This is a genomic window from Tahibacter caeni (assembly GCF_024609805.1).
In the GTDB taxonomy this organism is placed as follows: domain Bacteria; phylum Pseudomonadota; class Gammaproteobacteria; order Xanthomonadales; family Rhodanobacteraceae; genus Tahibacter; species Tahibacter caeni.
The window spans coordinates 1-14813 of the sequence record NZ_JANFVR010000107.1; the positions used below are offsets into that span (position 1 = coordinate 1).

A 14813-nucleotide genomic window follows, 5' to 3' on the forward strand; every position below is an offset into this window, starting at 1 on the left:
CGGGGCGCCGCCGTGGGCCGTCGTGGCCGGCTGCGCCGCGGCGGCCGCGGCCCTGGGCTGAACCGCGCGGCCGACACGGCCCGTAAGCTGCGCCGCAGACGGCGCCGGTTTCGATTCCGCGAGCGCTTGACCTGCATCAATGCCGCTTTTCCAGGTGTGGATAGTGTCGTGTTCGCGAAATCTGCGGCCGGGGAGCCGCAGCGCCGTTCCCGCAGAGGAGATGGCCATGCACGCGACCGTTCCCAAACTCGACAGCCACAGGCGCATCTGCCTGGGCATGCTCGTCGCGGCGGCCACGATCCTGCTGCCGGCGATCGGCAGCGGCGCCGACGTCGCCGTGTCGATCCATCTCGACGACGCGTTCGTCGAAGTGATCCGCGGCATGCGCCGGGCCGAAGGGCTCGATCCGCCCGACCGCGTCGCGGACCAGCGCCTGGCCGTGCTGCTGGAGCGCCTGCACGAGGAGAGCGAAACGACGCCCGCATCGTCGCGCGCGGTTGCCTCGGCATTGCCCGCCGTGCGCGATCTGATCTGCGTGGAGCGTGGCTGAGCGATCCGGTCGTTTCGCCGGGCGCGCGGCGGCCGCGGGAACGACGGCGCGCGACTGAACTCCGGCGAGGTCTCCGTTTCTTCTCCGCGTTGCTCACCCGGTGCGTCGAGCACGCTGCGGATGGCCCGGAGGAAACCGCCTGTGGCAGGATCGGCAGTCAATCCTGCCGCTGCTCTCCATGTCGCCAACCCGTCTGCTGCTGTCCGCCGGTCTCGTCCTGCTCGTCGCCGGATGGTTCGCCCGCGACACCTTGCCGGCGCCGCCGGAGCTGTCGCCGCTCGTGCGCGAAGAGCCGCGCCAGACGCCGACGGATCCGCGCGCGTTCGCTGTCCGCGCCGGCGGCATCGACTACCGCATAGAACCGGTGTTCGACTACGACATCGCCGGCCTCGTCGTGAGCCAGCACGACAGCGAGACCTGGTGGGACACGATTCACGCCGATGCCAACGATCATCTCAACGTCGCCGATCTGTGCCTGGTCTGGGGCGCCAACGCCGTCGACGGCGTCTATCGCCAGATGAAATTCCACAACGCGCAGTTCACCTGCTACATGAGCTACCCGGGCGGCGTGACGGTGACGGCGGCCGACCTGCGTGCGGTCTCGAACAACCATCTGCTGACGGCCGACGCCGGCGTGGCGCGCGCGATACGCCGCCTGCGCATCGGCGACCAGGTGCGTCTGCGCGGCCGCCTCGCGAGCTACAGCCACAACACGGGTTTCGCGTTCCATCGCGGCACCTCGGTCAGCCGCGACGACATCGAGAACGGCGCCTGCGAAACCATCTTCGTCGACAGCCTCGATCTGCTCGCGAGCGCGCCGGCCTGGCCGCGCTGGCTGTTCCGGTGCGGCGCGTTGCTGCTGCTGGCCGGGCTCGTGGCCTGGTATCGCACGCCGTTCGGCGCGCGGGACAGGTAGCGCGCAATCGACGGAGCGGGTCGCGCGGCCGTCGTGCTGCGGCCGATTGCGGCGCGGCGACGGCGGCAAGTCGCGTTCCTCGACGAACTGCGCCGGCCGCCGGCGGAACGGTCACTCAAGGTCGTCGGCGAAGATCAGTTCGTCGAGCCAGCCGAGCTGCGCGGTCCAGAACGCCGGTAGCCGGTCGTAGGGATTGTCCGCGGTGTCGTCGGTGACGTAGAGCCAGCGGCCGTTGCGCGCGAGCATGCGGCTCAGCGCGACGCGCGTGCGCATGCCGGTCGCCGCCCCGTAGGCGATGAAGCCGACGTCGGCCGCGCCGGAGACGCCGAGCCAGTCCGGCGGTTCGTAGTCGTGATTGACGGCGAGCGCGTCGGCTTCGTGCAGCACGAGCACGTCGAAGACGCGGGCGTAGTCGGCGGCGGCGTAGACGGTCTGGCCGCTGGCATTGCCGTAGCTGTAGATGCCGGGATTGCCGATCAGCAGCGCCGTGGCCGACAAGGCGCGCGCGTGATCGCGCAGCTGGCGGTAGTAGCCGACCTGGCCGAGATCGTTGGACATCTCGTCGAAGAAGAAGCCGTCGAGACGCAGGCCGGTGTTGCGCCAGTAGGCCGCGTCGAAATAGCGCGTCATCTCGGCGAGCACCGTGGCGAGCGGGCGATTGCCGTAGTCGGTGGCGACATAGCCCACGAGCAGCGCATCGGTCGCCGCGAGCGTCGCGAGCGGGCCCTGGCCGTTCGCGGCGACGTAGTTCGGGTCGACCGGCGTGGCGCCGGGGCCGCTGTCGGGATTGACGATGACGGCGAGCTGCTGCGGCCGCGTCTGCGCGGCGGCGATCAGCGCCGACCACAGCGCCGGGCCGCCGTCGCAGCAGGGATTCGCGTAGGCCGGCACGAGCCAGCGCGGCGCGCTGCCGGAAGGCGGCCGTGGCAAGGCCGTCATCGGCGCGGCCGCCGCGGCGGCGCTCAGGAAACCCGGCAGGAGCAGGGCGGCGATACGGAATGGCGGCAGTCGCGGCATGGTCGTGCTCCGGGACGGATACGCGGGAGGCGCAGAACGGCAGTGCGATGTCGCACGGTCGGGGCGACCTGTACGCTCGTCGCACGGCGCATCGTTCTGCGCAATGATGCGCGCAGTCCTGCCGGGCGGGGAGACTGCCGCGACGGCGGCAGGCAACAGAGGAATCGCGATGAAAGGCGCTTGGCTGTTCGTGACGGTGCTGTTCGCGGCGGGCTGCGCGCCCGTGAATTACCGGCCCATCGTCGATTCCGGCGTCAGCCGCGGCAGCTACGAGGCCGATCTGGCCGACTGCCAGCACCTGGCCGATCAGCGCCCGGCCGCCGCGTCGGCCGCCGGCGCGGCCACGGCCGGCGCCGCGATCGGCGCGTTGTTCGCGCTTGCCGTCGGCCTGCGCGGCGACGACGTCGCTCATGTCGCGGCCTGGAGCGCGACGAGCTACGGCATCGCCGGCGGCATCGAAGGCAGCGCCGAGCAGCGCGCGATCGTGTCGCGCTGTCTGGCCGGGCGCGGCTACAACGTGATTGCCGACTAGGCCGGCGCGAAGCCAGATCCAGCGTGCGGGTCGTGGGCTTCTTGTCCCGCTACAACGTGATTGCCGACTGGCGCCGCACGAAGCGGGATCTTCAGCGGTGCGCGGTGCCTGCAAGAGACTTGCAGAGTTTGCAATTGACGTCTTCGCCGCGTTCCGTACCGCCGATCGATGCGGCGGCGCGCGCGATCGGCGAATCATCCCGCCGCGCTGCGTGATTCGGTGCGGCAGCCCCAGCGTAGCGGCGCTCCTCGACCGGTTTCGGGGCGAACAAAGCCATGGCCCCGATCGCTGCCGACGAGCCACGCGGCCGCACACTGTCGCACTCGCGTCGCGCACTGTTCACGCATTCCTGAGAGTTCGCGCCTGTCGGCGTCAGTGGAAAGGAGTCGCCTGTACGTTCCGATCGACGGCGAGCGGCGCGGACTCGCCGCATCGCGGCCGACGGCGACGCGGTATCGCTGCGGCGCGGCGCAACGGCGCCCCGATGCGCCGTCGTCGCTGCGCCCGGAAACGCAGGAACCGCGCGGCGGCGGCGCGACGGTGCTCGCGCCGGTTTTTTTTTAGGGAGTGATGACGCTGCAATGGTGGAGAGTCGATCAGAAACGCCGGCCGGCGCGATTCCGCTGTCGACGTTCCGCGGACAGCTGCGCCAGCTCAATGCCGCGTCGGTGGATGCCGACGGGCTGGCGCTGCTGCGCGTCTGCGCGCCGCGCTTCTTCGTGCTGGACGACGTCGGCGACGGCGCGGACGAGGCGCCGGTCCTGCGCGCGGCGTTCCGGCGCTATTCCGGCGACGGCCGTGGGCCGGAGCAGCGCGGACAGCTGCCGCGGGAACGCTATTTTTCCGTGGCCAATGCGGCCGACGGCGACGATGCCGGCGTGCTCGCCGAGGAGCTCAACGCCTATCGCAGCCTGCAGATCCCGCTGCAGTTCTTCGACCTGATGCGCCAGGACGTCGCGGTCGCGCTCGGCACGCCGCGCGGCTGCCAGGTGCTGCTCGCCGTGAACGAAGCCCAGGCGCTGCGGCGGTTTCGCGACGCCTTCTCGCCGGCGTTGCGTGCCGCCGTCGACGCGGCGGCCGCGGCGCGCTCGCCGTTCTTCATGAGCCTCGGCACGATGATCGTCGACGCGCAGATCGGCGGCGTGCTGGATCTGCGTCTGCCTGCGGCGCAGCGCTGGTTCTTCGCGAACTTCGTCGAGCGCAGCATGCTGCCGACGCCGGCGCGGCGCTTCGAGGACGTGCTGCCCGAGCTGCTCGCGCTGGCCTGCGGCGGCTCCACCTTGGACAACCGGCGGCTACAGGCCGTCGGCGATCATCTGCGCGCGCGCGGCGTGCAGGCATTGGTCTATCCGTCCGCGCGCTGCGACGTCGCCGTGCAGTATCGCAGCGGCGAGCTCGTCGCCTGGCATGGCTGGAATCTCGTGCGCTACGGTCCGGCGGTCGTCAGCGATTCGCTGTACATCGATCTCGGCCCCTGGGAAACCCAGTTCCCGCCGCCGGTGGAGCTGCAGCGTCAGGGCCGCGACGGCAGCGACGGCTGGCGCGTGCACGGCCTGCGCGCCTGGAACCACAGCCTCTATGCGTTGCGGCGGCGGTTGTAGGGGAAGCAGGAAATGGAGTCGGGAATCGGAAGCGTTGTGCGGAATCACGCCGCCGTCACTCGGTCACGGGCATCGTGCTCGCGCCAGGATCGCCTGCCGCGCAGGGACGCGCTCTTCTTCTCGCATCATTCCGGATCGGTGGATCGCGCATCGGCGCCGCCGGAGTTCGGCACGGCGCCTGCAGAACGCCGACAGCAGGCAGCCGCCTCGCCGATTCGGGCCGGACCTTGTCGCTTGCGGAGGAGATCGGCCGGCAGCGACCCGCGGCCGGCGAATCCGGCCTGCTCGAGCTGCGTCCGTTCCACGGCAACGTCGCCTGGGCGTTTCGTGAAAACGGTGCATTTTTTCACTCGTGAGCGCAGCGATCCCGGGATATTGCAGATGCGCGCCGACGACGCCGACCATTTCGTTGCGCGCTTGGTGCTCGACGGCGATCCGCGCGCGCTGCAGTGCGCGCTCGATTTCGATCTGGCCTACGCGACGACACGACGCTGACCGGCGGCGCTGCGGCCGGGGCCGCAGGCAAGGCCTTGCCGCGCGGCGGCGGCGCGCCGGCAAGGCTTTCCAGACCCTTCTCTCCGCAGTGGGGGAAGACGACTGCGGCGGCGTGCGCGCGACCTGGACCCGGGGGCCGGCCCGAATGGCCGCGCGCGCCGATATGGAATTCGCCGGTCGCTGCCCCGATCGACGTCCACGGCGCGCGGGAAACGGCCGCTGCGGACCGCGGACCGCGGCCGGAACGACGGTCGCGGCCGCTCGACCGGACCGGGCACGCGGCTTGGCCGCATGCCCGGATCGCGCGCCAATCGACTGTCGATACAGGGGTTTTTCGCCGCAGGCGCACGGCCAGGCGCGGACGGTCGCGACGTCCGCCGGACGCGCTTAACGCCGCGTTAGCGCAGCCGCGGCTGTGGCGTTGCACCATAGCGCGCTTTCCGGCCGGCAGTTTCCGTTGATGTCCTTTCCGCGTCTGTTTTTCGTTGCGGCCGTCGCCGCGGCTGTTCTGCCTGCGGCCGCGATGGCCCAGACCACCCTGCGTTTGAACTGGACCGCCAGCGACGGCAGCGTCAAGACCTGCGTGGTCACGACCGACGCGTCCGGCGTCTCGCTCGACATCGGCAGCGGCAAGCTGCTCGCGAACGCGACGTTCGGCGAGAACTGTCCGAGCGCCGGCACGCCGCCGACGCCGGTGCCCGATCCGCAGATCACCGACGGTCTCGACGCGAGCGAGCTGCCGTCCAGCAGCGTCGCCGGCGCGAGCTATACGGCCAGCTGGTCGGCCGATGCGGACAGCTGCAGCTACGCCGACAGCAACCTGCCGGCCGCGGTGACCGGCTGGCCGACGAGCGGCGAGGTCTGTTCCGACGCGGCGTCCTGCGCGACGGCGCACCGCGTGCCCGTCGTGCTGCCGTCGACGACGGGCAACTACGCCTTCGTGCTCAGCTGCCGGCGCAACGGTTCCGACGTCGTCGCGACGTCGCGGCGTGTCATGACGGTCACGGCGCCGCCGCCGCCGGCCACGGGCTGCATCGCGCCGGCCGGACTCACGCGGCTGGAGAGCGCCTACGTCGAGTTCAACTACACGGTCAGCAACGGCCGCACGACCGACGCGACGCATTTCGAAAGCATCTTCGGCTACAGCACCGCGGAAACGCCGCTGCGTCCGTTCCCGGGCACGGTCAATCTGAATCAGCGCGTGTTCCTGTCGCGCAACGGCTACGTCGCGCTGCAGTTCACCGTGCCGCGCGACCTCGCGCTCGAAACCGTCGGCGCGTTCCGCTTCGAGGAAACCCAGCCGCAGACGAGCCCCGCGCGCATGTCGATGACGATCAGCAAGTCCTGCGGCGATTTCAGCCCGACCCCGACGCCGCCGCTGACCAACGCGTGCGTGTTGAACAACGCGCCGGCCAACGGCTCGCTGGCCTGGGGCTATTCGCCGAGCAACGCCGCGCTGTGCCAGCTGCAGCCCGGCGAGACCTACTTCCTCAACATCGTGCATGCCTCGCTGAATGCGCCGCTGACGACGTACTGCCAGGGCTACTGCGGCAACACGATCCAGAACCAGAAGATCGGCACGCAGCTCTGGCCCGGCCAGTAGGCCGCCGGATCTTGCGGCATGGACGTCGCCGCGTTTTTCCAAAGCCCCGGCGCGCTGTGCCGGGGCTTTTCTCCGTCTTGCGGTCGGCGGCGCGTGAGGTGCGCCCTGTCGGTCGTCTCGTGCGGTCTCCCGGCGATCCGGCGCCGGGTTTAACCGGCGGTTAGCGCAAGCGCGGCGGCCGGTGCGGAAGATGCGCGTCGATGTTTCCAGGGGGAAGCGCGATGCGACGTTTGCACGTTGCCGGGCCCGCGGCGGTCGCGGCCGGCGTTCTGTTTGCCGCGACTGCGAATGCGCAGGTCACGATAGAAGTGCACTGGACTGCGCCGGACGGCTCGCCGAAGACCTGCCAGATCACGACCGGCACGGACGGCGTTTTCGGTAGCGGCCAGGTGCTCTCGGCTACGGGCAGGTTCGGTCCCGGCTGTCCCGGCAGCGAAGCGCCGCCGCCGCCGCAGATCACCGACGGCCTCGATGCGAACGAATTGCCGTCCAGCGGCACGGCCGGCGCAACCTATGCGGTGAATTGGTCGGCCGATGCCGATGCCTGCGACTACGCCGCGAGCAGCTTCACGACGCCGGTCGCCGGCTGGCCCACCAGCGGCGACGCCTGCAGCGGAGCGGCGGATTGCGCCGCGCCGCATGCCGTGCCGGTGATCCTGCCCGCGCCCGGCACCTACACCTTCACGCTGAGCTGCCGCCGCAACGGCGTCGCCGCGCCGGCCGTGTCGCAGCGCACGGTTCTCGTTCCGGGCGGCGGCGCCTGCGTCGCGCCGGCCGGGCTCACGCGCAGCACGCTGGCCTATGTCGAGTTCAACTACAGCGGCGGCGCCGGGCGCACGACCGACGCGACGCAGTTCGGCAGCATCTTCGGCTATTTCGACGAGACCACGCCGCTGCGCGGCTTCCCGGGCCTCGTCAACGTCAACCAGCGGCTGTTCCTGCCGCGCCACGCCTATGCGGCGATGCGCTTCACCGTGCCGGCCACGTTGACTCCGGGCACCGCCGGTCTGTTCCGCTTCGAGGAAACCCAGCCGCAGACCGTGCCGGCCAGGATGTCGATCACGATCAGCGAAGCCTGCGGCGATTTCAGCGCGACGCCGGCCGTGCCGCTGAGCGTCGGCTGCGCCGTGAGCGACATGTCGGCGGGCGGCAACCTGAGCTGGATCGTCGACGGCACGGCGCCGGGCTTCTGCCGGCTCGAACGCGGCCGGACCTACTACCTCAACGTGATCCATGCGGGCCTGACGGCGCCGCTGAACTCGTACTGCGCGGGCACCTGCGGCAACGTCATACAGAACCAGATTTCGGCCGGGTCGCCGCCGTGGCCTTAGCGCGATGCCGAGAGGCGGTCGTGCGCCCGCTTCCCGATCGAACGGCGCCGACGATGCCTTCGCAGGTTCGCCGGAATCATCGCCGGCGGTCGGCTCTCGTTCGATCGCAGGCAGGATCGCCCGGGCAGGAGGTGTTTCTCGACAGCGTGCCAGTGCGCGCGATGCGGCCGGCGCCGGCTCAGGCGCCGAACCAGCCCTGCCCGCGGGCGTCGGCGAGACGGATTTCGAGATAGTTCCAGAGCGCCGGGCAGCCGGCCTGGATCGGCGGGCCCACGCGCGCCACCACGCGTTCGTAGCTGATGCCGTTCTCGCGCCAGCTCTGGCCTTCGTTGTTGAGATTGAGCAGCACGGGTATCGCGCGGTCGGCCGCGTGCGCGAAGCGCGCCTCGGCGCTTTCGGCGTCCTCGAATTCCTGCCACAGGGCCAGGAAACGCTGTGCCTGCGCGTCCGGCAGAAGACCGAAGATGCGTTCGACCGCGGCGCGTTCGGCAGCCTTGCGTTCGGCCCAGCCGTGCTCGGCGTAGACGATCGTGTCGCCGGTGTCGATCTCGCCGATGTCGTGCACGAGCAGCATCGCGACGACGCGGTCGACGTCGACCGGCGCCGGCGCATACGGCGCGAGCGACGTCGCGAGCAGCGCGAGCTGCCAGCTGTGCTCGGCCGAATTCTCGTAGCGGTCCAGGCCCAGCGGCCGGGTCTTGCGCGTGACGCTCTTGAGCTTGTCCAGCTCGAGAATGAAATCGACGATCTGCTGCATGGGCGGCGGCCGGAGTGCGGTGCGACAGCCTAGCCGAATTAGCCGCGGCCATGCCTGCGTCGCGGCCGTGCCGGCCGCGGGCTACCATCGCGCGCCGGCACCGCCGCGGGACGCGCCGCGGCCCGGAACGAGGATGAGACACCGATGGACGACCTTGCCGCGCCGCCGGCGTCGCGCGGGCTGCGCTTCAGTCATGCGCTGCTCGCGCTGCTGCTGGCGCTGCATCTGCTGCGCGTGCCGTATGCGGCGACGCATCTGGATTTCGCGCGCGACCTGTTCGTGGCCTGGCGCTTCCTGCACGGCGAGGAAGTGCCGCTGGCCGGGCCGGTGCTGGCCGGCACGATCCACCTCGGCCCGGTCTGGTATTGGCTCCTGGCCGTACTGCTGGCGCTCGCGCGCAGCTGGTTCGGCGTGGTCGCGCTGCTCGGCCTGCTGTCGGCGACACAGGTGATCCTGGCCTGGCGTCTCGGCCGCGCGCTGCACGGCGAACGCGCCGGCCTGCTCTGGGCCGCGCTGCTGGCCGTGCCGGCCTGGTCGAGCTTCGAATGGATGCTGCCGCAGCACTACGTGCTGACTGCGCCCCTGGTCCTCGCCTTCCTGCTCTGCGCCGTGCGCTACGTGCAACGGCGCCGGATGCGCTGGCTCGTCGGCATGGCGCTGACGTTCGTGTTCGCGCTGCATGCGCATCCGAGCAGCCTCGGCCTGGCCTGGATCGGTCTGGGCGTGTTCGTGCACGCGCTCGCGACGCGGACGTTCCGGCCGCTCGACTGGCTGGCCGCGGCGTGTGTCGCGGCGCTGCCGCTGCTGCCGTATCTGTACTGGAGCCTCGCCAACGACTTCGCCGATTTCCGCGCCGGCGGCGCCTATCTGCTGGACGGGCAGAGCACCGGCACGATCGCGAACGCAGGATCGCTGCTGCAGGCCGTCGCGTTCGGCGGCACGCGCTATTGGCTCGAGGTGCTGCTGGCCTGGCCGCCGGCGGCGACAACCGCGGCGACGGCGCTGCTCGTGCTCGCGTTCGGCGCGGGGCTGTACGGACTGCTGCGTCAGGTCCGCGAACCGGATTCGCGGCGTCTTGCGCTGCTCGCGCTCGGCAGTGTCGCGGCCCTTGCGCTGACCACGGCGCTGATCCGGCACCAGACCACGTACTACATGACCACGCCGCTGCGCGTCGTCGTGCTCGGCGCCGTCGCGCTCGGGCTGGCGCAGCTGCGTGCGCCGCCGGCGGCGTTGCTGCGCGGCGCGACCGTCGCGTTCGCGATCGGGCTCAACCTGATCGGCGCAGTCGCGGCCGCGCGCTTCGCCGTCAACGGCAACTGGCCGTTCGACTTCCAGGCGCTGTTCGACGTCGGCGGCGCGCGCGGCGAGCCGCAGCGGCTGCTGTTGCTGCCGGCCTATGCGATGCGCGACAGCGGCGAGTTCCTCTGCGGCGAGACGGCGCCCAGCCTGCACGGCGCCTACGCGCGGCATCTGCTCTACGACTACGCGATGGAAATGCGCCTGGGCTGCATGCGCAGCGACGCCGAGGCCGGCGGCGACAGTGCGGCGCGCTCGCACTGGCTCGGTCTCGCGCGCGACACGGCGCGCACGGCCGCGCTGGTGCCGGCGCGCCGCGTCGGTGCGCTCGCGCTGTTTCCGGTGCGGCGCGTGCTCGCCGGCGATGCGTTCGCGATGCCGGACCGGCCGCTGTATCCCGTGCATCTGCCGCGCGTGAATCCGCGCGAGCAGCGGCGCTATCGCGTAGCGCTGCGGCCCGGCGAACATCTCGCGATTTCCACCACGGCGTTCTTCGTCGGCGCCGCCGAGGTCGAGTTCGCCGCGGCCGCGCGGCCCGTGCAACTGCGTGCGGCCGATGCGGTCACGCGCGTCTACGGCTGCGCCGGCTGCGCACCCGGCGAAAGCCTGGAATTCGAGCTGCTGCTGACCACACAGAACTTCAGCGACACCGACGCCGTGATCTTCTAGGCGTGCCGGCCGCGCCAAGCCTTCTCCCCAAACGCGAGACGCGCTTGGAGGAAGTTGCGTGAGAGGGAGAAACACCGGCAAGCGTGGAGCCTGGTTTCCGGCAACTCCGGGCGAACGCGGCGCCGAAAAATGCCGCGCGGTGCTCCGCTGCGCTTGCGGCTCTGGCCTCTACGGAACGAAAAAAAAGCCGCCCCGAACGGGGGCGGCTCTCGAGACTGGCGCCGGATTCGCTCAGAGTCCCGCGGCGACGGTCTTTTCCTCGCAGCGGCCGGCGAACGCCGTCGGCAGCACCTGGGCCTGCGCTTCCTGCTGGCGCGCGATCTGCTGGGTCAGCGCGTCGAGGCGCTGCAGCCGCGCTTCGAGATCGGCGATGCGCTTGTCGCGTTCGGCGAGCTCCTGCTGCAGTCCCTGCACGGCCGCGAGCGCGACACCCGAGGTGTCCAGCGGCGCGATGCGGTCTTCGCGTTCGCCGAGGCCGAAGATCTTGTGGAAGTCCTGCGCCATCGGACCGATGTGGCGCACGGCCTCGTTCTCGGCCTTGAAGTTCCACTCGGTGATGTCGAGATCGGCGATCTTCTGCAGCAGGGCCTTGTGATCGAGCGGGCGGAAGTTCTCCTTGCTGTTGCGATCGGAGTTCTGCGTCAGGGTGCCTGCGATCGTGACGTTGCCGGTCGGGAATATCGTCATCGCGACCGTCGCCGAGCCGGCCGGCGTGATGCGGAAGTCCGAGTCGTGCGCGTTGATGCTCCACTCGTTGTTGGTGTTGGTGTTCTTCATGCGGAAGCGCGTCGGGCCCTTGTTTTCCAGGCGCATCAGGTCGCGGCCGCTCGCGGTCGCATTGTTCTCCTGCACGAGCAGCTGCGTCGTCGTGCCGTCGCTGCCGACCACGTTGAGCTTGACCGTCGGCGAGGCCGTGCCGATGCCGACGTTGCCGGCCGCGGAGATGTCGAGCGAGCTCGTCGGCGCGCCCGGGCGGATGCGGAACGGCAGGCGGCTGCCGCTGGTCACGTCGCGCACGAAGAAGTTCGCTTCGTTGCCGGCCACGTCCCAGGTCTGCGGCGTGAAGCCGCCGGCGCCGGACTGCTCCAGGCGCAGCGCCGGGGTGTCGCTGTCGAACACGTGCAGGTCGAGCACCGGCGTGGCGGTGCGGAAGCCGACGCGGCCGGTCGAATCCACGAAGATCGAATTGCTCGGCGCGCCGCCGGTCACCGTGAACGGCACGGTCACCGCGGTCACGTCCTCGATCGAGAACTTGTTCTGACCGCCCGACGCGCTGTCGTTGGCGGTCAGCTGCCAGTCCGTCGCCGGGAAGCCCGTGCCGGTCGAGGTGTCGTCGAACTTGATGCGCGTGTTGTTTTCCTTCAGGCGTATCGTGTCGAAGCCGAAGCTCTCGTTGTTGACGCAGTCGAGGCCGACGCAGGTGCTGCCCTGCACGATGAGGTCGTCGGGAATGACTTGGTCGTTCGGCACCGGCGAGGCGTTCTGGCCGTCGTCCTGGCGCGCGGCGAACACGCCGTCGGCCAGCAGCACGTTGCCGTTGCGTACGATGAAGCTGCCGTTCTCGACCTGGGCCGGCGCGGCCGTCCCGCTGGTTTCGTCGGCGCCGCGCTGGCGCGTCGCCGTCTGGGTCGCGACGATCTCGTAGCGGTAGTCGCCGTCGGTCCAGCCGCCGGCCGGCGTCGCGATGACCAGGGACTGGCCGGCGGCGAACGTCTGCTGGTAGAGGAAGCCGGCCGGGCCGGCGACGCGCAGCTCGTACGCCGGCGCGCGCAGCGCCGAGGTGAGCTGTACGCCGCCCGCGGCGGGCACGGCCGTGGCCGCGAAGGCGGCGCTGCCGGCCAGACTCAATGCGAGGATCAGAGCGGTGGCGACGGCGCGCCGTTTGCAAACGAAGTCAGCCATGGTGTTCTCCCGGTCGTATGCGGTCCTGCGTCGAAAAACGGATACCGGTGCAGCAGCGGCAGCCTGCGATCTGCAGAGGCTTCGGACCATCGACCGTTGCATGGCGGCTGCCGGCGGCAGGCGAACATGCTGATGAGGTCGAGTTCGGCGTCTGCTTTCCGCGGACTGATCCGGTATTGCGGGCTTTTCCGGTGATCCCTTGGCAGACTAGCGCAGTTTGGGCCCGCCTCGGATCATCGCCGCCGTAGTCTCAACGCCGTCGCGGCGGCCCAGCGAACAGGCGCATGCGGTGCTGCCGGGCTCAGCGCCGCGCCGGCAGCGCCCAGCGCAGCCCGCGCGTGATCGCGACCGGGTAGGCGCTCAGATGGTCCTCGTCGGCGACGAGGGTGGAGTCCACGGTCAGATTCGGGTAGCGGCGCGAGGCCAGCCGCGCCTCGAACGCGCGCAGGTCGGCGACCATGTCGCGTGTGCGGTTGTAGCGCCGCTCGCCCGAGCCGGGTTTCACCGTCTCGTAGCTGCCGATCGCGAAGAACACCTTGGCCGGCAGATCGTCGTGACCCAGGGCGTAGCGGCTCTCGCGTTCGAGCATGACGCGGTCGTCGAACCACAGCGACGGGCTGCTCAGGATGTAGCGCTCGAACATGCGCGGCTCGGTCAGCAGCACGTGGGCGCCGAACAGCGCGCCGTAGGAATGGCCGGCGAAGATGCGCCGCGCCGGGTCGGCGCGGTAGTGCGCCTCGACGAACGGAAACACCTCCTCGGCGATGAAACGGCGATAGGCCTCGGCCTCGCCGTGCAGCGGCGGCCGGCCCGATTCGTCGGACTCTGCATCGCGCGGACCGTTGCGCGTCGGCGTGTAGTCGCGGCGGCGGCTGTAGGGCGGCGTGTCGCCGTCCGCGTAGCCAAGGCCGACGAGGATGAAGTCCTCGAGCCCGGCGCCCTTGTCGCCGACCATCGCGGCGATGCTGCGCACTAGCGGAAACGCGTAGTTGACGTCGGTGACGTAGAGCACCGGATAGCGCCGTCCGGCCGAGGCCGCGTAGTCGCGCGGCAGGCTCACGAGCAGCGGATAGCGGCGGCCGAGCGCGGCGGACTGCAGCGCGTGGACTTCGGTGTTGCTCAGGACATACGGTGCGGCCGCGGTGTCCGGCGCCGCCGGCGGCGCGGCGGCCGGTGCATTCGCCGAATCCGCCGCGTCGCGCGCCGGCGCGGTTGCGCTCTCCCGCGTCGGCGGAGCCACGGCCGTCGGGGACGGCGCGGAGCAGGCGGCCAGCAGCGCCGCGGCGAAAAGACTGGTCAGGTAGTGCGGCATGGGCAACGGACGACGTCGGCGACGCGCGATTGTAGGCCGCGGCGTCGCTCGCGTGTTTGCGCCGGCCGGGTGCGACGCGGTGGAAGGGCGCCGGGGAGACGCCGCTCGTCGGAGGCGTATCGTTGAAAGAATCAAGTAAATTTCAATGTACGTTCGTGCTCCGCCGTCGTCGTGGAGCGTGCTGGCCCGCGGCAGCAGGATGCGCCGCGCTGCCGGCAACGCGGCGAAACGGCAGGCGGTGCCGCACGCGTCGCCGCGCGAATGCCCGTCGGCCCGGAGCAGCCGGCGCCGCCGTCTACGGCTTGCGCTGCTCCGCGAGCAGCAGCGCTTGCGGGTATTTCGGTTTCCAGTCGACCGGCGGCAGGCGCGCGACGCCGCTGCGGTCGGCCATGCGCAGCCAGGCCTCCCATTCGCCGTAGCGCGCGAGATCCTGCTGCAGCCGTTCGGCGTCGAAGCGCCGCCCGGCGAACTGTTCGGCCAGCCAGACATACTGGCGCCGGTAGTCGTAGGCCTTGCGGCCCATCGCATCGTCGGGATGCAGGCGGCGCAGGATCGCGCTCGCGACCATGCGTGACAGGATGCCGGCGTTGGGCGCCTCCAGTGCGAGCTGCGCGAACGCGTCGCAGTCGGCGCGCAGCGCGGCGTCGGTCGCGGCCGGTGCGCGGTCGGGGCGGCACAGGCCGACGACGGCCGCGTAGCGCGGCAGCGGCACCGCGTCGATCGCGCGGCGGCGCAGCGAGGTGCCGACTTCCGCCGTGTCGAGCACGCCCTGCAGCGGCTCGCCGAGGTCGGGCGGCGGCGCGGTCGGGGCCAGGGTCGCGCGCAGCAGCGC

General features: G+C 70.9%; 14 protein-coding genes. 7 read left to right on the plus strand and 7 right to left on the minus strand.

Annotated elements, in window-relative coordinates; genetic code table 11:
* On the minus strand, window positions 1–228 hold a 228-nt coding region (locus NON22_RS11300), incomplete at its 3' end, for a hypothetical protein (RefSeq protein ID WP_257387036.1).
* Between NON22_RS11300 and NON22_RS11305 the strand changes: the two genes are divergently transcribed.
* A complete protein-coding gene (locus tag NON22_RS11305; RefSeq protein ID WP_257387037.1) occupies window positions 227–550 on the plus strand; it encodes a hypothetical protein in 324 nt (107 codons plus the stop codon). The two genes, NON22_RS11300 and NON22_RS11305, sit on opposite strands and share 2 nt — an antisense overlap.
* Before the next feature lie 178 nt (window positions 551–728).
* Complete coding sequence (locus NON22_RS11310; protein WP_257387038.1) at window positions 729–1466, plus strand: hypothetical protein; 738 nt, start codon at window positions 729–731, stop codon at window positions 1464–1466.
* Between the two features lie 111 nt (window positions 1467–1577).
* Here the strand turns inward: NON22_RS11310 and NON22_RS11315 are convergent, their stop codons facing one another.
* The gene (locus NON22_RS11315; protein WP_257387039.1) at window positions 1578–2483 is read right to left on the minus strand and encodes a spherulation-specific family 4 protein; all 906 of its coding nucleotides are present in this window, start codon (window positions 2481–2483) and stop codon (window positions 1578–1580) included.
* Window positions 2484–2652: 169 nt separating this feature from the next.
* Between NON22_RS11315 and NON22_RS11320 the strand changes: the two genes are divergently transcribed.
* Window positions 2653–3015 carry a hypothetical protein gene (locus tag NON22_RS11320; protein ID WP_257387040.1) on the plus strand — a complete coding sequence of 121 codons (363 nt, stop codon included), beginning with the start codon at window positions 2653–2655 and terminating at the stop codon, window positions 3013–3015.
* A gap of 91 nt (window positions 3016–3106) precedes the next feature.
* Here NON22_RS11320 and NON22_RS11325 read toward each other — a convergent pair whose 3' ends face one another.
* Window positions 3107–3292 carry a hypothetical protein gene (locus tag NON22_RS11325; protein WP_257387041.1) on the minus strand — a complete coding sequence of 62 codons (186 nt, stop codon included), beginning with the start codon at window positions 3290–3292 and terminating at the stop codon, window positions 3107–3109.
* Between the two features lie 307 nt (window positions 3293–3599).
* Between NON22_RS11325 and NON22_RS11330 the strand changes: the two genes are divergently transcribed.
* From NON22_RS11330 to NON22_RS11340, 3 genes are all read left to right on the plus strand, one after another.
* Window positions 3600–4616 (plus strand): hypothetical protein, encoded by a 1017-nt coding sequence (locus NON22_RS11330; protein WP_257387042.1) that lies wholly within the window; start codon window positions 3600–3602, stop codon window positions 4614–4616.
* 1018 nt (window positions 4617–5634) lie between these two features.
* The gene (locus NON22_RS11335) at window positions 5635–6714 is read left to right on the plus strand and encodes a hypothetical protein (protein ID WP_257387043.1); all 1080 of its coding nucleotides are present in this window, start codon (window positions 5635–5637) and stop codon (window positions 6712–6714) included.
* A 221-nt stretch (window positions 6715–6935) separates the two neighbouring features.
* Complete coding sequence (locus NON22_RS11340; protein ID WP_257387044.1) at window positions 6936–8045, plus strand: hypothetical protein; 1110 nt, start codon at window positions 6936–6938, stop codon at window positions 8043–8045.
* Between the two features lie 178 nt (window positions 8046–8223).
* On the opposite strand, the gene NON22_RS11345 is transcribed toward NON22_RS11340, so the two are convergent.
* Window positions 8224–8802 carry an HD domain-containing protein gene (locus tag NON22_RS11345; RefSeq protein ID WP_257387045.1) on the minus strand — a complete coding sequence of 193 codons (579 nt, stop codon included), beginning with the start codon at window positions 8800–8802 and terminating at the stop codon, window positions 8224–8226.
* Window positions 8803–8946: 144 nt separating this feature from the next.
* On the opposite strand from NON22_RS11345, the gene NON22_RS11350 reads away from it, so the two are divergent.
* Window positions 8947–10767, plus strand: a complete 1821-nt coding sequence (locus NON22_RS11350) for a glycosyltransferase family 39 protein (protein WP_257387046.1) — start codon at window positions 8947–8949, stop codon at window positions 10765–10767.
* A gap of 231 nt (window positions 10768–10998) precedes the next feature.
* Here the strand turns inward: NON22_RS11350 and NON22_RS11355 are convergent, their stop codons facing one another.
* The 3 genes from NON22_RS11355 to NON22_RS11365 form a co-directional block, all read right to left on the minus strand.
* Window positions 10999–12669 (minus strand): tail fiber domain-containing protein, encoded by a 1671-nt coding sequence (locus tag NON22_RS11355; protein WP_257387047.1) that lies wholly within the window; start codon window positions 12667–12669, stop codon window positions 10999–11001.
* Between the two features lie 301 nt (window positions 12670–12970).
* Window positions 12971–13981 (minus strand): alpha/beta hydrolase, encoded by a 1011-nt coding sequence (locus NON22_RS11360; protein ID WP_257387048.1) that lies wholly within the window; start codon window positions 13979–13981, stop codon window positions 12971–12973.
* A 295-nt stretch (window positions 13982–14276) separates the two neighbouring features.
* On the minus strand, window positions 14277–14813 hold a 537-nt coding region (locus tag NON22_RS11365; protein WP_257387049.1), incomplete at its 5' end, for a hypothetical protein.